19 protein-coding genes and 2 pseudogenes are annotated in these 19,064 nt (G+C 64.9%); 16 read left to right on the top strand and 5 right to left on the bottom strand.

Annotated elements, in window-relative coordinates; all coding sequences use genetic code 11:
• The first annotated feature begins 73 nt into the window (after window positions 1-73).
• The 3 genes and pseudogenes from RHA1_RS01685 to uvrA all read left to right on the top strand — a co-directional run bounded on the left by RHA1_RS01685 (window position 74) and on the right by uvrA (window position 4,988).
• Complete coding sequence (locus tag RHA1_RS01685; protein ID WP_011593613.1) at window positions 74-1,240, top strand: NAD(P)/FAD-dependent oxidoreductase; 1,167 nt, start codon at window positions 74-76, stop codon at window positions 1,238-1,240.
• 56 nt (window positions 1,241-1,296) lie between these two features.
• Window positions 1,297-2,322: pseudogene (locus tag RHA1_RS45530) on the top strand (transketolase C-terminal domain-containing protein).
• A 128-nt stretch (window positions 2,323-2,450) separates the two neighbouring features.
• The gene (gene uvrA, locus RHA1_RS01670) at window positions 2,451-4,988 is read left to right on the top strand and encodes an excinuclease ABC subunit UvrA (RefSeq protein ID WP_041810933.1); all 2,538 of its coding nucleotides are present in this window, start codon (window positions 2,451-2,453) and stop codon (window positions 4,986-4,988) included.
• Between the two features lie 21 nt (window positions 4,989-5,009).
• On the opposite strand, the gene RHA1_RS01665 is transcribed toward uvrA, so the two are convergent.
• Window positions 5,010-5,468: a hypothetical protein gene (locus tag RHA1_RS01665; protein ID WP_041810927.1), complete on the bottom strand. Its 459-nt coding sequence runs from the start codon at window positions 5,466-5,468 to the stop codon at window positions 5,010-5,012.
• A 98-nt stretch (window positions 5,469-5,566) separates the two neighbouring features.
• Here RHA1_RS01665 and RHA1_RS53950 point away from each other — a divergent pair.
• The 3 genes and pseudogenes from RHA1_RS53950 to RHA1_RS50260 form a co-directional block, all read left to right on the top strand.
• Window positions 5,567-5,852: pseudogene (locus RHA1_RS53950) on the top strand (class I SAM-dependent methyltransferase); the annotation flags it as partial.
• A 330-nt stretch (window positions 5,853-6,182) separates the two neighbouring features.
• On the top strand, window positions 6,183-6,509 hold the full coding sequence (locus RHA1_RS01655) for an ANTAR domain-containing protein (RefSeq protein ID WP_009472896.1): 327 nt from the start codon (window positions 6,183-6,185) through the stop codon (window positions 6,507-6,509).
• Window positions 6,509-6,673, top strand: coding sequence for a hypothetical protein (locus RHA1_RS50260; RefSeq protein WP_016881104.1), 165 nt, complete (start codon window positions 6,509-6,511; stop codon window positions 6,671-6,673). The genes RHA1_RS01655 and RHA1_RS50260 overlap by 1 nt, the downstream gene beginning before the upstream one ends.
• Window positions 6,674-6,744: 71 nt before the next feature.
• Here RHA1_RS50260 and RHA1_RS01650 read toward each other — a convergent pair whose 3' ends face one another.
• A complete protein-coding gene (locus tag RHA1_RS01650) occupies window positions 6,745-8,427 on the bottom strand; it encodes a nitrite/sulfite reductase (RefSeq protein ID WP_011593606.1) in 1,683 nt (560 codons plus the stop codon).
• Window positions 8,428-8,532: 105 nt separating this feature from the next.
• Between RHA1_RS01650 and RHA1_RS01645 the strand changes: the two genes are divergently transcribed.
• From RHA1_RS01645 to RHA1_RS01630, 4 genes are all read left to right on the top strand, one after another.
• Window positions 8,533-9,360 carry a sulfurtransferase gene (locus tag RHA1_RS01645; protein WP_009472893.1) on the top strand — a complete coding sequence of 276 codons (828 nt, stop codon included), beginning with the start codon at window positions 8,533-8,535 and terminating at the stop codon, window positions 9,358-9,360.
• An 8-nt stretch (window positions 9,361-9,368) separates the two neighbouring features.
• Window positions 9,369-10,061: a hydrogen peroxide-dependent heme synthase gene (gene hemQ, locus RHA1_RS01640; protein WP_011593605.1), complete on the top strand. Its 693-nt coding sequence runs from the start codon at window positions 9,369-9,371 to the stop codon at window positions 10,059-10,061.
• Between the two features lie 73 nt (window positions 10,062-10,134).
• Entirely contained in the window at window positions 10,135-10,611 is a 477-nt protein-coding gene (locus tag RHA1_RS01635; RefSeq protein WP_009472891.1) for a MarR family winged helix-turn-helix transcriptional regulator, read from the top strand.
• Window positions 10,612-10,661: 50 nt separating this feature from the next.
• Window positions 10,662-11,093 (top strand): DUF5313 family protein, encoded by a 432-nt coding sequence (locus RHA1_RS01630; protein ID WP_016881107.1) that lies wholly within the window; start codon window positions 10,662-10,664, stop codon window positions 11,091-11,093.
• Window positions 11,094-11,123: 30 nt separating this feature from the next.
• Here the strand turns inward: RHA1_RS01630 and RHA1_RS01625 are convergent, their stop codons facing one another.
• Both RHA1_RS01625 and RHA1_RS01620 read right to left on the bottom strand, forming a co-directional pair.
• The gene (locus tag RHA1_RS01625; RefSeq protein WP_009472889.1) at window positions 11,124-12,137 is read right to left on the bottom strand and encodes an alcohol dehydrogenase catalytic domain-containing protein; all 1,014 of its coding nucleotides are present in this window, start codon (window positions 12,135-12,137) and stop codon (window positions 11,124-11,126) included.
• Window positions 12,138-12,281: 144 nt separating this feature from the next.
• Window positions 12,282-13,568, bottom strand: coding sequence for an MFS transporter (locus RHA1_RS01620; protein ID WP_011593603.1), 1,287 nt, complete (start codon window positions 13,566-13,568; stop codon window positions 12,282-12,284).
• Between the two features lie 104 nt (window positions 13,569-13,672).
• Here RHA1_RS01620 and RHA1_RS01615 point away from each other — a divergent pair, with 104 nt between their 5' ends.
• Window positions 13,673-14,056 carry an ArsR/SmtB family transcription factor gene (locus tag RHA1_RS01615; protein ID WP_009472887.1) on the top strand — a complete coding sequence of 128 codons (384 nt, stop codon included), beginning with the start codon at window positions 13,673-13,675 and terminating at the stop codon, window positions 14,054-14,056.
• A gap of 4 nt (window positions 14,057-14,060) precedes the next feature.
• Here the strand turns inward: RHA1_RS01615 and RHA1_RS01610 are convergent, their stop codons facing one another.
• Window positions 14,061-15,077 (bottom strand): 3-isopropylmalate dehydrogenase, encoded by a 1,017-nt coding sequence (locus RHA1_RS01610; RefSeq protein WP_011593601.1) that lies wholly within the window; start codon window positions 15,075-15,077, stop codon window positions 14,061-14,063.
• Between the two features lie 418 nt (window positions 15,078-15,495).
• On the opposite strand from RHA1_RS01610, the gene RHA1_RS01605 reads away from it, so the two are divergent.
• The 5 genes from RHA1_RS01605 (at window position 15,496) to RHA1_RS50255 (ending at window position 18,757) form a co-directional block, all read left to right on the top strand.
• Window positions 15,496-15,903 (top strand): hypothetical protein, encoded by a 408-nt coding sequence (locus tag RHA1_RS01605; RefSeq protein WP_009472885.1) that lies wholly within the window; start codon window positions 15,496-15,498, stop codon window positions 15,901-15,903.
• Window positions 15,900-16,784, top strand: a complete 885-nt coding sequence (locus tag RHA1_RS01600; RefSeq protein ID WP_011593600.1) for an alpha/beta fold hydrolase — start codon at window positions 15,900-15,902, stop codon at window positions 16,782-16,784. The genes RHA1_RS01605 and RHA1_RS01600 overlap by 4 nt, the downstream gene beginning before the upstream one ends.
• A gap of 170 nt (window positions 16,785-16,954) precedes the next feature.
• Window positions 16,955-17,425, top strand: a complete 471-nt coding sequence (locus RHA1_RS01595) for a PaaI family thioesterase (protein ID WP_011593599.1) — start codon at window positions 16,955-16,957, stop codon at window positions 17,423-17,425.
• Window positions 17,426-17,534: 109 nt separating this feature from the next.
• Complete coding sequence (locus tag RHA1_RS01590) at window positions 17,535-18,272, top strand: IclR family transcriptional regulator (RefSeq protein ID WP_009472881.1); 738 nt, start codon at window positions 17,535-17,537, stop codon at window positions 18,270-18,272.
• A gap of 317 nt (window positions 18,273-18,589) precedes the next feature.
• Window positions 18,590-18,757, top strand: a complete 168-nt coding sequence (locus RHA1_RS50255; protein WP_016881117.1) for a hypothetical protein — start codon at window positions 18,590-18,592, stop codon at window positions 18,755-18,757.
• Window positions 18,758-19,064 lie beyond the last annotated feature (307 nt).

The raw sequence follows: 19,064 nt of genomic DNA, 5'->3' as shown, positions 1-19,064 counted from the left end.
CGGTCGTTCGTCAGGTGTCCCGGAAACCGGTCGGGCATCACATCACTACTGTCGAAGGAAAGAAGAGGACGACATGAGCAAGGAACTTCCCGAACAGGCGTCCGTCGTCGTGATCGGCGGCGGCGTCATCGGCGCCAGCATTGCGTTCCACCTCGCCGAATCCGGGGTCTCCGATGTCGTCCTCCTGGAAAAGGACGAGTTGGCTTGCGGCTCGACCTGCAAGGCCGCCGGCGGTGTTCGCGCCTCCTTCAGCAACGAGGCCAACATTGCGATCGGTTTGCGCGGCCTCGACGTGTATTCGCGGTTCGCGCAGGAGTACCACCAGGAGATCGACTTCAGCCGGGACGGCTACCTCTATCTCCTCTCGGACCAGGCGAACGTCGACATCTTCACCGAGAGCGTCGCGCTGCAGAACCGCCACGGCGTTCCGAGCCGCATGGTCACCCCCGAAGCAGCACAGAAGATTTCGCCGCTCATCAGTACAGACGGGCTCCTCGCCGCGTCCTGGTCGCCCCAGGACGGTAAGGCCACCCCCGAATCGGTCGTGATGGGATACGCCGCCGCTGCCCGTCGACACGGTGCTCGCATCGTCCGTCACTGCGCGGTCACCGACATCGAGAGCACAGGCGGCACGATCACCGCGGTCGTGACCGAACACGGACGCATCAAGACCGACACCGTGGTGTGCGCTGCCGGAGCCTGGTCGGCCGGCATCGGCACCATGCTCGGGGTGAACATTCCCGTCGTTCCCGTCCGCCGACAGATCGCCTTCACTGAGCCGCTCTCCGAGTTGCCCGAATCCTCGCCGTCGCTGACCATCGACTTCCCGTCGAATTTCTACTTCCACCCGGAAGGCAAAGGCCTGCTTCTCGGCTGGTCCGACCCGAACGAGCGCGAGGGATTCAACCTCAGGTTCGAACTCGAGGACTGGCTGATGGGACTGGGCGCCATCGCCGAGACCCGGGTGCCGGCTGTACTGGACTACGGCATCAGCACCGGGTGGGCCGGTCTCTACGAGGTCACCCCCGACCGCAACCAGATCATCGATCGCTCCACCGAGGTCGAGGGCCTGCTCATCGCCACCGGCTACTCCGGCCACGGCTTCCTGATGGGACCGGCGACCGGCGAGATCGTGCGCGACCTCTACCACGGCAAGGAGCCCGGATACGACATCAGCTCCTTCGCTCTGGACCGCTTCGCGCAGTTCGGTATCGGCGCAGGTGAAACGAACATCGTCTGACCTCCGTACAGTACACCGCCCAGCAGACGATCACCTGCCTCTCAGGAGCCGGATTCATGGCCGAACAGATCGATGATTACTTCACCACCACCGTCGCCGCTATGGCCACTACGACGCGTCCAGGGTTGATCGATCACGACCGGCCCGTCGAGGCAGGGTCGAGCCTGTCCGTGCAGCAAACCCTGGACCTGTTCGATTCTCAACTGGGCAGTCGGCACCTGGATCTGGTTGCCCGACGGCTTCGCGCGAAGGGCGAGGGCTTCTACACGATCGGATCGTCCGGGCACGAAGGGAACGCCGTCGTCGCGGGAGCCCTCCGGCCGACGGATCCTGCTCTGCTGCACTACCGTTCCGGAGCCTTCGGCTTTCCAGGGCCTTTCGCTTCCGGTGTTGTTCGTCTGCGAAGACAACGGCATCGGGATCAGCACCAAGACGCCGAAGGGGTGGATCGCCGCGAACTTCGGCAACCGTGAAGGTCTCGAGTACTTCGAGGCGGACGGATCCGACCTGCCGGCGGCGTACGCCACGGCAGTGTCGGCCGCCGAGTGGGTCCGGAGGAACCGGAAGGCGGTGTGTGTCTGGAACCGATTGCCCTGTACCACACCCGCGATCTGTACGAGGACGGTGACGAGCAGTGGCTGGCACCGTATCCGGATCCGGCGAAGCGGGCCGGGAATCACGTGCCGATCGGCTCCGCCCGCACGTACGGTGACGGCGCCGACCTGACTATCGTCACGTTCGGCAACGGGGTGCGGATGAGTCTGCGGGTCGCGCGCCGTCTCGAACGGGCGAACATCGCCGCGCGCGTGGTGGACATGCGGTGGCTCGCACCGCTGCCGGTGCACGACATTCTCCGGGAGGCGAACGCCACCGGTCGGGTGCTCGTCGTCGACGAGACCCGCAAGTCGGGGGGGGTGTCCGAAGGTGTGGTGACGGCGTTGATCGACGACGGCTTCACCGGGCCGCTGGCACGCGTCACGAGCGACGACAGCTTCATCCCTCTCGGTGACGCCGCCCTCGAGGTCCTGCTCTCCGAGGAGACCATCGAGGCCGCGGCGATCAAGTTGGCGCAGGTGGGCTGATGGCATCGGTCGGGCCGGAATCTGGGGCGGACTCTCCCCGAGAGAGCGTCGCCAGTACACATGATTCCCCGTCTCGAGTAAGACTGGGACGTAACCTGTCCGAGCACGAACCGACACCTGGAGCAGTTGTGCCCACCTTCGATCCCGGACCGCACGCTGAACCGTTACATGCCCAGGAATTCAACGGAATCGCAGTGTTCGACGCCAGAGAACACAACCTCGCCCACGTCGATGTGTTCATTCCCCGGGACTGCATCGTCGCGTTCACCGGGGTCTCGGGATCGGGGAAGTCTTCGTTGGCCTTCGGCACCATCTACGCCGAAGCGCAACGGCGGTTCCTCGAGTCCGTCACCCCGTACGCACGCCGGCTGATGGATCAGATCGGAGCGCCCAGGGTGGGGGACATCACCGGGCTTCCACCGGCGGTTGCCTTGCAGCAGGCCCGCGGTCATACCTCCGCCCGATCGTCGGTCGGCACCCTCACTCATATCTCGAACGTGCTGCGGATGCTGTTCTCCCGAGTCGGTACCTACCCGCCGGGTGCCCCCGTCCTGGACTCGAACGCGTTCTCGCCCAACACACCCGAAGGCGGATGCCCAGCCTGCCACGGACTCGGACGCACCCACGACGTCGACATCGATGCCCTGGTGCCGGACCCGAGCCGAAGTATCCGCGGCGGTGCCGTCGCCGCCTGGCCCGGCGCCTGGCTGGGCAAGAACTACCGCGACATCCTCGACACACTCGGTATCGACGTGGACCGCCCCTGGTCCGAGCTTCCGGAAGACGAGCGCGAGTGGATCCTCACCACCGAGGAACAACCCACGGTCACGGTGTCACCGGTGCGTGACCCGGGCAAGATGGTGCGCGACTACCAGGGGACGTTCTCGAGCGCCCGCACCTACGTCCTGCACACATTCGCGACGACGAAGAGCGCAACCCAGCGGGCGAAGGTCGCCCGATATCTGGTGTCCCGGCCCTGCAGTGCGTGCAACGGCAAACGGCTGCGCCCCGAGGCGCTGGCCGTACGGTTCGCCGGGCTCGACATCGCCGACGCCACGGAACTGTCACTGGCCGATCTGGCCTCGGTCCTCGACGCCGTCGTCGCATCCCGCGGTTCCGACGCAAGCGACGCAACCGAACGCGCATCCGTGGCGCTGGTAGACAACCTTCGCGGACGCCTCGCGGGTCTGACCGAACTCGGGCTGGGCTACCTGAGCCTTGCCCGTTCGACCACCACCCTCTCGCCGGGAGAACTTCAGCGCCTGCGGCTGGCCACCCAGCTGCAATCGGGCCTGTTCGGAGTGCTGTACGTCCTCGACGAACCGTCCGCCGGCCTGCATCCCGCCGACACCGAGGCGCTGGTCACCGCCGTGCGCCGGCTACGTGCGGCAGGCAACTCCGTCTTCGTCATCGAACACAACCTCGACGTCGTCCGCGCGGCTGATTGGATCGTCGACGTCGGTCCCGGAGCCGGGGAGCACGGCGGGCGGGTGCTGTACAGCGGTAAGGTGGACGGTCTCGCTCACATCCCCGAATCCGTCACTCGCCGATACCTTTTCGGGACACCCGAGAGTTGCCCCGAGCCCGGGCCGCCGAGCAGGTGGATCGAGCTCGCCGGCATCACGATGCACAACCTGCGGGATCTGACCGTGCGAATCCCGCTCGGGGTGCTCACCGCGGTCACAGGCGTGTCCGGATCAGGCAAGTCCACACTCGTGAGCCGTGTGCTCACCGACGTCGTCGCCCAACACCTCGGCCTCGACAGCGAACTCGGCACCGACACCGGGGGAGACGAGGCCGACGGCTCCACAGTCGTACTGGCCGAGGAGCGCGAGAACGACACCGAGCCGACGGTCGTGGCCGCCCACGGGCTCGGACAGATCAATCGGCTGGTGCGCGTGGACCAGACCCCCATCGGGCGGACTCCACGCTCGAATCTTGCCACCTACACCGGTCTCTTCGATGTAATTCGGAAACTCTTCGCCGCACACCCCGTTGCCCGTGAACGCGGATACAGCCCGGGCCGATTCTCATTCAATGTCAGCGGCGGCCGTTGCGAGGAATGCGAGGGCGCCGGTTCGATCACCATCGGCATGCTGTTTCTACCCGAGGCCTCCGCACCGTGCCCGGCGTGCGCGGGCGCCCGATACAACGCAGAGACCCTCGAGGTCCTCGTCGACGGCCGAACGATCGCCGACGTTCTCGCGATGACGGTCGACGACGCCCGCGCGTTCCTGAGTCACGTTCCGGCAGCAGCGAAAAGCCTTGACATGCTGGTCGAAGTCGGCCTCGGATATCTGCGACTCGGCCAATCGGCCACCACCCTGTCCGGTGGGGAGGCGCAACGCGTCAAGCTCGCCAGCGAACTGCAACGCATCCGATCCGGGCACACGCTCTACGTACTCGACGAACCGACAACCGGATTGCACCCTGCCGACGTCGACCGCCTCATGACGGTGTTGCGACGTCTCGTCGCGGCGGGAAATACCGTCGTACTCGTCGAACACGACATGCCGGTCATTGCCTCGGCGGACTGGATGATCGATCTCGGGCCCGGCGGCGGAGACAACGGCGGCCGGATCATCGCCTCGGGGCCACCGACGGTCGTTGCCGAGACGGCCGGCTCCGCCACCGCCGCTTACCTCGCCCGGCACCTCGCCGTGTGACGTTGCATATGCGGTACCGGTTCAGTGCGCGTGGATTCCGTAGACGGTGACGACGAAGCTGTGGCCCTTGGCGGTGCAGGTGACGTCGCCCATAAACCCTGCGAGACAGGTGGTTCCGCCGTGGGTGATCGTCTTCTGATACATGCTCTGGCTGGTGGCGACCTCGGAGATGTCGGGGTTGCCGCCGGGCAGGGTGAACGGGGTGCCGGGCGGGTAGGTGGGGTGCGCCGGAAGCCAGGGAAGGTCGATGACGACGTGCCGGACGGGTCCCAGCCACGGCAGTCCGAACTCGCCGAGGATCGGGAAGTCCATCGGCAATGGTTGCGGCAGATCGCATCCCACAGTCTCGTCGGGTGCGATCGAGCAGTTGAAGTTAACCACCCGGAAGTAGACGGGGGTGGGGGAGTCCGCCTGCGCGGGCGTGGCGAACGCGAGGAACGCGGCTGCCGTGGCTGTGAACAGGCCGGCGGCTCGGGTCACTGAAGGATTCATACGAGGTATATACGCTGGTAGCGGCGGGCGTTGGCTGGGGCGTGGCATCGGACGGCGGAGAACTGACCGTGAGGAGCGGGAACGTCATGGCGACGACAGGCGAGCGGACGGACGGACCGGACAGCACTGCCGTGCGAGTTGCCCTGTGGCGGGCGATGCACGTACAGGTCGACGCGCCGCCGCACGTTCTCGTCGACGAGATCGGCCCGCAGCTCGCGGTTCGAGGTCGACCAGCCCGGCCCCCAAACCTGGAAGCGGAACCGGCTGATCGAGCCGGGCTTCGGTGTTCCCGACTGGCTGCGGCTGGTGCCGGTCGACTTCGAGGCGAGCGAGTCCTGGTCGGAGCAGCTGGCTGCAGCGGGCTTCGATTCTCGCCCCCGCAGGAAATGCTGTCCCTGGCCCGCGAGGCCGGCTTCGCCGACGCGCAGCATGTGGCGGGAACTTCACTCGCCGAGCGCTACTTCGCCGATCGATCCGACGGCCCGCGCCCGCCGAGTGGAGAAGATTTGTTGGTGGCCACTACCTGAGCGCTTTGTCATGTGACGGCACAGCTGGACATTTGTCTAGATGACAGGCGCGGCGCCGTCGGCTAGAACTGTGGAGGCATCGACAGTGACGTGACTCACATTTTGCGTCCGGGCGGGATCGTCGGCACACCGGCGGGTCGGAAGCCGATGCACGAGAGCGAAGGAGCATCGCGGAATGATCGAGGACAGCATCGAACCACTCACTCCGACTCCCGGCCCGACACGCCTGATCCCTCGTAGGCGTCCCGACGGACGCGAATTACTCGGCACGGCGAAGGGAATCCTGATCGCCGGTCGCGGCTGCAGTGACGCCCAGGCGTTCGACGAACTCCTCGACGTCGCGCGGCGTCATCACCTGACCGTCCTCGGCGCTGCCCGGAGCCTGGTCGACCTCGCTGCCGGACCCTCGCCCCGTCGTCGCTCGCCCGAAGCTGCCCGATTCGAAGAGTGGGAGCAGCTGGTCAACCAGCTTCCGCCCCGCCGACACGCACAGGCGAGCTGATGCGACAGGAATCGAGCCACCCGCGGGAAAGTACAGGGCCGCTCCCGGCCGACGCGATCGTGTGGCCGGAACCGAGCCCGCTCGATTCGTGGTGGAAGCACGTGGTCAACGACCATGCGGCCGCAGTCCCCGAGCGCGAGCCCGTCACCGACGCCGGCACGTAGCAGACCGCGACAGTCGGGTGCTCCGGGACGTCCTCAGCCTCGACTGCGTGGTGCACGGCAGTGCGAGCCGATCATGCGAGATCGGCTTCGGTGGCGCGTTGGACCCAGGTCGCGAACTTCTCGGAGCCTTCGCGGCCGGCCACGTACCGGCGGACGATCCGCTCGACGTAATCTGGCACCTCGGTGGCTGGGAGCTTGTGGCCGCGCAATTTGCGCCCGAAGCTCGTGTCCAGCCCGAGGCCGCCGCCGAGATGGACCTGGAATCCCTCGACCTGGTTGGAATCGACGTCGGTCACGATCATGCCCTTGAGACCGATGTCGGCGACCTGAATGCGGGCGCACGAGTTGGGGCACCCATTGAGGTGCACTGTGATCGGGTGCTCGAGCTGATCCTGCACGTCGGCAAGTCGTTTCTCGACGTCTGCGATGAGTGTGGCGGCTCGCGCCTTGGTCTCGACGATCCCGAACTTGCAGAACTCGATGCCGGTGCAGGCCATGGTGCTCCGTCGCCAGGGCGACGGACGGGCGGGGAAACCCAGCTTTTCGAGGTCGGCTTGGAGGGAGTCGATACTGTCGTCCTCGACGTCGAGGATCACCAGTTTCTGCATCGGGGTGATGCGGACGCGTCGGGATCCGGATGCTTCCGCTGCTCGTGCCAAGTCGGTCAGCACGGTGCCGCCGACCCTGCCGACGACGGGTGCGATCCCGACGGCGTTCAGCCCGTTCTTCTGGCGCTGGATGCCGACGTGATCGCGTGGTTCGTCGAGCGGTTCGGGTGCTGGTCCATCGAGCATCGCGCGTCCGAGGTATTCCTTCTCGAGCACGTCGCGGAACTTCTCGACACCCCAGTCCGAGACGAGGAACTTCAGGCGTGCCTTCGCCCTCAGTCGCCGATACCCGTAGTCGCGGAAGAGGGAGACGATTCCGATCCACACGTCGGGCACGTCTTCCAGTGGTACCCACGCGCCGAGGCGCTCGCCGATCCGTGGATTCGTCGACAGGCCGCCACCGACCCAGACATCCAGTCCCGGGCCATGGTCCGGGTGGTCGACACCGATGAACGCCACGTCGTTGATCTCGTGGACCACGTCTTGGAGACCGGAGATGGCGGTTTTGAATTTACGCGGCAGGTTGGAGTAGTCGGGGTTTGCGATCAATCGGCGTGTGATCTCGTGCAGAGCGGGTGTGGCGTCGAGAACCTCGTCGACGGCGATGCCGGCCATCGGCGAGCCGAGGACCACGCGCGGCGTGTCGCCTGCGGATTCGGCGGTCGTGAGGCCTACCCCTTCGAGTCGCCGCCAGATCTCGGGTAGGTCCTCGACCCTGATCCAGTGCAGCTGAATGTTCTGGCGGTCGGTGAGATCCGCGGTGTCGCGGGCGAACAGTCGGGAGACTTCACCGACGACGCGCAGCTGTTCGGTGGTCAGTGCCCCTCCGTCGATGCGGATCCGGAGCATGAAGTGCTCGTCCTCGAGTTCTTCCGGCGGCAACGTGGCGGTTCGGCCGCCCTCGATGCCAGGTGCGCGCTGCGTGTAGAGCCCCCACCAGCGGAAGCGGCTTCGCCGATCGGTCGGGTCGATGCCGGCGACACCGGTACGGCAGTACACCTCCTCGATTCTCTTGCGCACGTTGAGGCCGTCGTCATCCTGTTTGACCTGCTCGTTCACATTGAGCGGCTCACGGTCGCCCTGAGCCCATTGCCCCTCCGTGCGCGGGGCCTTCGCCTGAACAGAGCGGGTCTTCGGTGTGGTCATCGGTGCTCCTGTCGAAACTGTGTGCCGAAAACTGTAGCGCAGGCGAATAGATCGTGCATTAATTATATGTGCACACCCGGTTGCCGACGAAGTGAAGGATGAACCATGAGTAGAAGCAATTTTCTGGTCGACGCCGAATGGGTCGTCGAACACGGTCACGACCCCGACGTCGTCCTTGTCGAGGTGGACGAGGACACCGCGCAGTACGAGACGAACCACATCGACGGTGCCGTCCGCATCGACTGGAAGCGCGATCTTCAAGATCCGGTACGCCGCGACGTCATCGACCGGCGATCGTTCGAGAAACTCCTGTCCGAGAGAGGAATCGCCAACGGCGACACGGTGATCCTGTACGGGGGGAACAACAACTGGTTCGCCGCCTACGCGTACTGGTACTTCAAGCTCTACGGCCACCGCGACGTCCGGCTGCTCGACGGCGGACGCAAGAAGTGGGAGCTCGACGGCCGGCCCCTGTCGAGCGAGGAGGTCACCCGGCCGGCCACCGACTACGTGGCGTCCGAGCCCGTGTCGGGAATCCGCGCGCACCGCGACGAGGTGATCGAGCAGATCGGGAGCAAGAACATCGTCGACGTCCGGTCTCCCGACGAATTCTCCGGGAGGATCCTCGCGCCGGCGCACTTCCCGCAGGAACAACCCCAGGTTCCGGGGCACGTCCCGACTGCCGTCAACGTGCCGTGGTCCAAGGCTGCCGCTGACGACGGCACCTTCCTCGGCGAGGACGAGCTCCGCGCCCTGTACGGCGACGCCGGCCTCGACGAGACGAAGGACATCATCGTCTATTGCCGGATCGGCGAAAGATCGGCGCACAGTTGGTTCGTTCTCCACGAATTGCTCGGCTACCCCGACGTCCGGAACTACGACGGCTCCTGGGTGGAGTACGGCTCGTTGGTCGGCGCTCCGGTCGAGAGGTAGCCCGCGCCTTGACCCGGTCTCGCTTCACCGAACTCAATCAGCGCGTGCGGTTCATGATGTTCACCGTGTTCCAGGTGGTCCCCGGCGCGCTGCCGGATGTGCGCGACGAGGTCGTGGACGATGCGCACACTTACCTCGACCGAGTCGCCGAGTCGGGTGTCGCGATCCGCGGAATCTACGACGTCGCAGGACTACGTGGGGACGCCGACTTCATGATGTGGACGCATGCCGACACCGTCGAGGAATTGCAGGCCGCCTACTCCGGTTTCCGGCGCTGCAGACTCGGTCGAGCGTGCACGACGGTATGGAGTGCGGTCGCGCTCCACCGGCCTGCCGAATTCAACCGCAGCCACATCGCGGCATATGTGGCCGACGAGGAGCCGGGTCAGTTCGTGTGCGTGTACCCGTTCAACCGATCGCTCGAGTGGTATCTGCTGCCGGACGCCGAACGGCGACGGCAGCTCGCCGAACACGGCCGAGCGGCTCGCGCCTACCCGGACGTGCGGGCCAACACCGTGAGTTCCTTCGGGTTGAGCGACTACGAGTGGATCCTCGCCTTCGAGGCTCCGGACCCGAGTCGGATAGTCGACATGATGCGAGACCTTCGCGCTACCGACGCGCGCAGGCACGTTCGGCTGGAGACGCCGTTCTTCTCCGGCCCGCGAACTGGCCTCGATGCCCTCGTTGCGCGATTCCCGTGACGATCGGCGGCAACCTCCAGAATGATTCGTGCAATATTAGTTATTGCACGAATTATTCTGGTAGCCTGGTGGCATGACCGCAGACATCCAGCAGGGGAAGGCTGGCGACGACCTACTCGCTCTCGACCGGCAGGTGTGTTTCGCGCTCGCGATCGCGAACCGGGCGGTGCTCGCCGTCTACCGCCCCTTGCTCGAACCGATGGGGCTGACGCATCCGCAGTACCTGGTCATGCTTGCTCTCTGGGGGAAGGCCCCGATGGCGGTCAAGGAGATCGGGACCGCACTGCAACTCGATTCACCCACCCTCTCGCCGCTCCTCAAGCGTCTCGAAGCGTCCGGACTGATCACCCGCACCCGCAGCCGCGCCGACGAGAGGCAATTGGATGTCGAACTGACCGAAGCCGGTGCCGCGCTACGTGCGGAGGCCGAGAAGATTCCGCCCGCCGTGATCGAAAAGCTCGGTGTCAGCCTGGCCGAACTCGAAGAACTTCACGACGTTCTCACCCGCGTCAATCAGGCTGCGCTCAGAGCGGGCGCGCTCGATCACTGAGGACAATCATGTCGAATTCGACTTCAGCACAACATGAACAGGCAATTGTCATGTCGCGAAACACGCAACGAACCCGGCCCGGCCCCCTACAGTGGCTGGGTTACGCGGTAGGCCGCAAACTTCCCGACTCCATGCAGGACTGGGTCCGCAACGACCTGGTCGGTGACTGGGCGGTTCCCCGGCACCTCCTTCGCAGCATGGTCCCGTTCGTTCCGGTCTTCGCCGCGTTCTTCCTGTTCCCGGGGCCGCTCGGACTGCGAGCGTCCATGGTCTTACTCGGAGTGCTGCTCGCCGTGTTCTATGCGGTGTCGTACATGGCGCAGAACCGATCTCGACGTCTCGAGAGGCACGGACTGCCGCCCGACCTGGAGAACCCGAGGAAGGCGTCCCGTCATGACGCCGAGAAGGCCGCGTACGAGAAGCTCCACGGACCGTCCGGCACCCGGGGCATCGGACGGCGCAGCGGCAACGAACTCCGCTGAAGGCAGTCGATCAACCGTTGCCGAGAACGGTCACATCGTGAGGACCATCCGGTAGCGTGCGCGTCCTTCCTCCATCGCGGCGTAGGCCTCCGCCGCTCGAGCCAGGGGCTGTTCCTCGATTCGGGCGCGCACGCCTGACAGGACCGCGAAGTGCATCGTCTCTTCGACGTCGCGGGCGGTGCCGGACGGGTGGCCGGTGACATCGACGCCGGGAGTGATCAGCTGTAGGGGGCTGATCGGCAGTGGGTCGGGCGTGACACCGACGACCGTGAGTTCACCGAGCGGAAGCAGTCCACCGACCACATCACCCATCGCTTTCGAACTCGCCGCGGTCCCCAGAACCACGGATACGCCACCGAGAGCCTGCAACGCTTCGCTGACGTCGCCGGCGGTGGAATCGATGTAGTGGTGGGCGCCGAGCTGACGAGCATCGTCGCCTTTGTCGGCGCCGCGGGCGATGGCGATCGTCTCGAAGCCCATCGCCCGGGCGAACTGCACACCGAGGTGGCCGAGTCCGCCGATGCCGAGGATGGCGACGCGGTCGCCCGGTACGGCCCTGGTTTTGCGCAGCGCGTCGTACGTGGTGACCCCAGCGCAACTCATGGGTGCTGCTTCCGCGAAGGACAGCTCGTTCGGAATCCGGGCCAGTGCGTTTGCTGGAACGATCACCGACTCGGCGTATCCGCCGGGATACTGCCAGCTCGGCACCTGCAACTTCTCGCAATGAATGAAGGAGCCCTGACGACAGGGGATGCACTGGTTGCAGTGCCCACCGAACCAACCCACGGCGACGCGGTCGCCGACGGCGTAGTTGTCGACGCCCTCACCGAGTTCGGCGATGGTTCCGGCGATCTCGTGTCCAGGTGTCAGAGGCCAAGACATGTCCGGGAACGCGCCGTTGACGAAGGCGTGGTCGGTGCCGCACACTCCGCACGCCGACACCGCGATGCGTACATGGTCGCGCGGGGGCGACCCTGTTTCGACGTCGACGAGTGTCAGCGGTTCGCCGGGGGCCTGGACGTGAACTGCCTGATGGGTTGGCATCTGCATCCTCCCTGTCTGTTCATCCTGGGCGATCGAGACCCACATTTCAGTCAAGCCCCTCAGCGGAGCTCCTGACAAGGGTTGACGGGGTCCGACCCATCGACCGGGAGACGGAAGACGCCCGGCGATGCGACCGCCCGAGTGTCATGGCCGTGCCCCATCCAGCAGTGCTTCCTCGGCGGTGGCATCCGTCTCCCCGCGGATCACGTGCCCGTCCGAGGCGCGGGGACGCAGGTGTTCGGCCGTGCTGATTCGTACGGTGATCAGGGCGGCGAGGGAGAATGCCATGACGGCTGCCGCGAACGTGACGATGGCCGCGCCGAAGGGGAGGAATTGGATCAGGTAGCCCGTTCCCACGGGGAGCAGAGCCGCAGGAATGTAGCCGGCGATGTTCAATGTCGCGTTCGCTTCGGCGCGATGGTTCGAGGGGATGCGGGTGCCGATCAGCGTCAATGCCGCAAGTTGGCCGAGGCCCTGTGCGGCGCCGGCAAGAAGTGCCGCGATGACGAACAACGCCGGCGTCGGGGAGAGGGTGACGCTCGCCGTCAGCGTCGCCATCGAGACGAACGCGGCAGTGGAACTCAGGGCGAGATGGGTTCTGGTACGCAGATGCGCCAGGGCGAACTGGATTCCGGTCGCTACCAGAAACATGCCGCATGCCGCCGCGCCCGCGAGTAGCGGGCTGGGGGCGTCGATGCCGGTGGCGAGGACTGTGGGCCCGAGGGAGAGGAAGAAGGAAGTCGAGGTAATGCCTGGAGCGAATGCTGCTGCTCCCCAAGCGAGTTCACGGCGATTCGGACGAGGAACGGAGGGCCATGACCAGAGAGGTCCGACCGGACCGTCCTCTGCGAATCCGTGGGGGAGTGGCAACCGTATCGCGACGACCAGCGTCAGCGTCGTTATCGTGAGCACGATTCCGAATATCCAGGACTGTGGTGTGTCGATGAGCTGGGAGAGCGCCCCGGACAGGAGGGGGCCGAGTCCGGCACCGAATACCATTGCAGCGGAAGCGATCATGGATCCGGTCCGGCGCCGGTGGTCGGGGGCGAGATCGATCGTCGCCGACATGCCCGCGGTGACGGCCGCGCCGACCGCGGCGCCGGCCAGTAGCCTGGCCGCCAGCAACCACACTACGTTCGTGGCCGACAGGAAGAGCCCCGCCGCGGTGACCGCGGCGATCAGGCCTGGGACGAGCACGATCTTCCGCCCGTATCGATCGGCGAGTTTCCCGGCGACGAGAAGGGTCCCGATCAGCCCGACCATGTAGGCCCCGAACACGATCGTCAACGTTCCGGAACTGAATTCCCATTCTGCTTGCCAGCGCGTGTATAGCGGTGTGGGCGCGTTGGACAGCACGAAGACGGCTGTCACCGTGCTGGCGGCGGCCAGGGACCACCTCAGTTCCTTCGGGCCGGCCGAACTCTTCGCCATCGCTGTCTCCTCTTCCGCACCCGGTTCGATACCGGTCGTACTAGTACGAGATTATTCGTACAGAGATGGTACGACAAAATTCGTACTGCCGCTATGCTGGATCTATGACCGACCTTGCGCCGACCTATCGCATGAGCGACAGCGAAGAGCCTTCTCTGCCGACGCCGCTACCCGAACCCGCGGCATCGGAGATCCGTCTGGAGCGGGTCATGGGCGTCCTCGCCGACCCGCTGAGACTCACAATCGTCAATCGGCTGTTGACCAGCTCTGAGGAGTACGACCACACCTGCGGTTGGTTCGGATTCGACCGGCCGAAGTCGAGCCTCACCCACCACTTCAAAGCGCTCAGGGAGGCAGGTGTCATCCGACAGCGGCAGCACGGGCTCGAGCGACGAAGCCGAGTCCGCATCGAAGACCTCGATGAGCGCTTTCCCGGCCTCGTGGAACTCATCGCGAACTGGCAGCCGGCCGATGGCGAAGCAGTGTGAGTGATCAGGAGCCCACTCGGCTCCTGATCTGCTCACCGATTTCCTCGGTGGAGCAGGATTCGGGTCCGCGGGTCGCGACGTGGTCCTGAACGGCCTGGTCGATGGCGTTCGCCTCAGGTGACCGCCCGAGGTGATGCAGCATCAACGCGACCGACAGGATCGCGGCTGTGGGATCGGCGACGCCTCGACCTGCGATATCCGGGGCGCTCCCGTGAACCGGTTCGAACATGCCGGGATTCCTCCGTGAGCCGTCGATGTTCGCGCTTGCCGCCAGCCCGACACCCCCGCCCAGGGCGGACGTGAGGTCGGTGATGAGGTCGCCGAAGAGGTTGTCGGTGGCGATGACGTCGAATCGGGCAGGGTTTGTGACGAGGTGCAGCATGGCCGCATCGACGAGCATGTGATCGACCTCGACGTCCGGATACAGCGCTGACAGGTCGTCGGCAGCGCGCGTCCACAAGGAGCCTGCGAAGGCGAGAACGTTCGGTTTGTGCACGATCGTCAACCTCTGCCGCCTGACCGTGGCGCGCTCGAACGCTTCCCGGAGAAGTCGATCGACTCCGAAGCGTGTGTTGACACTGACTTCCGTAGCGACTTCATGCGGCGTTCCGACGCGGAGTGCGCCCCCGTTGCCGGTGTACGGGCCTTCGGTTCCCTCCCGGACTACCAACAGGTCGACATTCACGTCTCCGGCAAGCACTCGCGGCGCGCCGGGCATCGTCTTCGTCGGGCGTGGGTTGATGTGATGATCTAGCGCGAAGCGCATTTCGAGCAGGATGCCACGTTCCAGCGTGCCGGCGGGGACAGTGGGGTCGCCGATGGCACCGAGCAGGATCGCATCGTGATGCCGGATCTCGTCGAGTGTTTCCGGGGCGAGCAGACGACCTGTTTCCCGGAAGTTTCGGGCGCCCAGGTCGAAGTAGCTGGTGTCGATGGTGGGGGCAACCTCGTGCAAGGTCCTGACCGCCTGGTCGATGACTTCGGGGCCGATTCCGTCCCCTGGAATGACTGCAATTTTCATCAGATCTCCGAACTGCGAACGCGTGACTGTTTCCGCGCGTGACGAGTCGCCGAGCCCGAGTGCGTGGGTGCAGCGGGCGGAAGTGGCGGCGGTACACAGAAGCTATCGCGCATAGCCAAATGCTGGAATAGCGGTGCCACATAGTGAGATTCAGGTCAGTTGTCGAACCCCAGGGAGTATTCGCGTCTCCGAGCGATGCCGTTCGGCGCTGGGTGGGGTGTGGCGAGCTCGGGCAACGGAGGTCCACGTCAGCGTATTGACAAATTGTGAGGCAGTACACATACTCGAAATTGACACGGCGTACCGCTGAACGGCACAGTCCCGATAGTGGTGGCTCGGGGCCGCCATGTCTAGCGAACCCCACGCCGCCCGCGTGTGATCGCAGGTCGAATAGCGACTTACTGGAAAGGGAAAGGCCATGCCATTTGTGGACACGGAGAGGTTCACAGAGGCGCTCAACTTGGATCCCGAATTCAAGATTGCGGCGCGCTTCTGGAACGCCATCGTCCGGTTGGAGATCGGCGATGAAACCTACGTGCTGGTGATTCGTGACGGTCGACTCGACTCCATGACACCGCCCGAGGGCAACAACCTCATGACGGTTGCGCGGAACTACGACATCGAGATCTCGGCGCCGATCGAAGAATGGAGCAAGTTCTTCCAGCGGGTGCCTCGCCCGTTCTATCAGGACCTCTTCTCGGCGGTCACCCGGCACAACTTCCGCTATGGGGGAGACATGAAGATGTTCTTCGCCTACTACGCCGCGCTCAGACGAGTGTTCGATTTCATGCGTTCGTACACCAACGTTGCCGAGGAGGCGAAATGACCACGACGAAGTTCGACAAGGCGGTCGGACGGTACGTCCATCTCACGATCGACGACGTCGAGTACCGGGTCTACTACGAGGAGAGCGGGTCCGGAATCCCGCTACTTCTCCAGCACACCGCCGGCTGTGACGGCCGCCAGTATCGTCATCTCCTCGAGGACGAGGAGATCACCTCGCACTTCCGCGTGATCACGTGGGATCTGCCGTATCACGGGCGGTCGCTGCCGCCGCTCTCGGTGCGATGGTGGGAGCAGGAGTACAACCTGACCCAGGACTTCTTCATGAAGTTCGTCGTTGCCCTGGCCGAGGCCCTCGACTGCGAGGACGCGGTGTACATGGGCAGTTCGATGGGCGGCAACCTCGCCCCCGATCTGGCACTGCACTACCCCGGCGTCTTCCGTGCCGTGATCGCGCTCGAGGCGGCGCTGCATTCGCCCGGCTTCTACCTCGACTACTGGTTCCACCCTGAGATCAGCAACGACTCCAAGCCCGCGGCGATGTACGCGCTCACCTCGCCGACGGCGCCCGAGGTCGGCCGCAGGGAAACGACCTGGGTCTACAGCCAAGGATCCCCTCCGGTCTTCAAGGGTGATCTCCACTACTACAGCGTCGAGCACGATCTTCGAGAAACGGCACAGAACATCGATACGTCGAAGACCGCCGTGTACATCCTCAACGGCGAATACGACTTCGCGACGGGACCGGAGGAGGCCGCGGAACTCGGCGCGCAGATCGAGGGTGCGAAGGTCGTTCCGATGGCGGGACTCGGACACTTCCCGATGAGCGAGGACGCAGCCCAGTTCTTCCGGTGCATCAAGCCGGTGCTGTGGGAAATCCGTGACTCGGCTGTGCCGTCGAAGGTGCTCTCGGCTACCCAGTAACCCCCTGACGGGTTGCGCGGCCGGCAGTGCTCGTGGTGGTCACGAAGCACGAGGCCCGCGCAACCTCGCGGGCCGCCGACGAGCGAGTTCCTCCAACCTCGCCGTCGGCGGCTCCGCGCCGCCCATCAGATCGCGACCCGACTCGATGGGTATGAAAGATCGAAGCCAGGATGGAAGTAGAAGTAGAGGTGGGCGTGAGCGAAGTCGAATGGGACGAGGTGCACGACGGTGGGTTCATCGGGCTGATCGGTCCACTGCTGCTGCGTCGCGGAGATGGCGGTGCACGGGAATACGGACTGCGGTGTGAACCCAAACATCGAAACCTTCGAGGAGTCGTGCAGGGCGGCCTGATCATGGCCTTCGCCGACCGAGCCCTCGGTTCGACCGCCCTCGCGGAAACCGGCACGCAGAACATGGCGACCGTGCAACTGAATGTCAGTTTCCTCGGTATCGTCCGGGTCGGTGACCTCTTGACGAGCTCACCCCGTATCGTGCGGCGCACGGCATCGATCGTCTTCGCGGACTCCGACCTGCGGGTGAACGATTCGGTGGTGGCAACGGCGACGGGCGTCTTCAAGATCCTCGCGGACAGTTCGCCGCCTGTCGGCGTCGGCGCGGCCGCCGAGATTCGCCTTCGGTGAACCGGTAGCGGACATCGAGACTGGACATTTCGACATACTGTGCCGATAATCGGCACAGTACGAAATGTTGCACCGCGGCGGAGCGGCGGTCGAGGGAGAGGAACAGTAGGTGCAAGGCATCGAACGAGGTTTGCGCGTACTCGAAGCTGTGGCGGAGAGCCAGCCGGTCGGAGTAGGCGAACTGTCACGCACCCTTCAGTTGCCGAAATCGACCGTGCAGCGGACTCTTCAGGCGCTCGCATCCGCCGGCTGGATCCGCAGCGATGGGAGCGAGTACACGCGATGGAAGCTCACCTCGCGGGCGCTCGCCGTGGGCAGGCGCGGCTGGGACAAGGGAGACTTGCGAACGGTCGCGCTCGAACCGATGCGTGAGCTGCGGGATCTGACGAACGAGACCATCACGCTCCAGGTCCGTGATGGTGCGGAACGGGTGGTTCAGATCGAACGCATGGATTCCCATCAGGCGGTTCGCACCTTCATCAAGGTCGGCAGCACATGGCAGCTACCTCACACGTCGGGGGGAATGGCGATCATGGCGTGCCTGCCGGACGATGAGGTCGACAGAATTCTTTCCAGTCCCATCCAGCAACTGACTCCGCAGACCGACACCGATCCCGAATCTATCCGAAAGAAGATCGAGGAGATCCGCCGCGTCGGATATGCGGTGAACGTCAATCAGAACCGGATGGGAGTATGTGCCGTCGGGGCAGCTGTGCTGGGGGAGGGGGGATGCCCGGTAGGTGGCATCGGCATCTCGATGCCGGAGACCCGTTTCGACGAGAATCGTGTGCCCTGGTGGGGGAAGCAGGTCTCCGACACTGCAGCGAACGTGAGTTCATTGCTCTGATCCGTCGAGCGCTGCGTCGCCGGATTCCACACCTTGCTTGCTTTTTGGCGGCGACCACAACGACAGACTGATGCCCCGGTAGCCGATCGAACCAGCCGCGGATTGCTGGGTCGACTGTCAGCTCGCCAACATCGTGCGCCAAAGGGCAGCCGCGAAAGCTTCCCGTCGAAGCCGGGCGGTAATGAAATCGGAGCGGGGGTTCGTCGTCCCCAAGACGCTTCCGGATCGGACAGCTGCATCGTTACCACAATCGGTGGAAGCGACGCCTGGGCAACCGGTGCGCAGGGGCGCGGTGACAATCGAAAAGCCACATTCTCGTGGCTGCATCAATCACGCGCCGTATCGTCTGTGCCGGCGCGATCGCCGGATTCTCCGCTCTCGCCCTGATCGCGAACCCGGCAATCGGTTCGGCCGCTGTCACGGGCTCGTCGACGGGTACCTCGATCGAGTTGCGAGCGGGCACCTACGCGGTGATCACGCAATGATCCCGGCGACCATACAGCCGGAAGTCTCGAGTAGCAGGAAGGCCAGCGTGACGATGATGATCGCGACTCCGATCAAGTACGGCATCACGAGTCCTTTTGGCTCCCGGGTTTGCGTCCTGTGCCTGTTTCCCCACGGCACCTTCTGTGGCGTCCTTGGCCTCGTTGTAGGCAGTAACCGATAGCTGAACCACGCCAGTCCGATGAAACCGAATGACCATGATGGCCAATGGGCGGAGGTGGCCATGGGGCGGCGAAGGCGATTGCGGCCTTCGCGGTGGCCGACGGGATCCGCGGCGTTTCCGGTGGC

It is taken from the genome of Rhodococcus jostii RHA1, from assembly GCF_000014565.1.
Classification (GTDB): domain Bacteria; phylum Actinomycetota; class Actinomycetes; order Mycobacteriales; family Mycobacteriaceae; genus Rhodococcus_F; species Rhodococcus_F jostii_A.
This window is presented reverse-complemented; position numbering and strand designations above follow the sequence as displayed.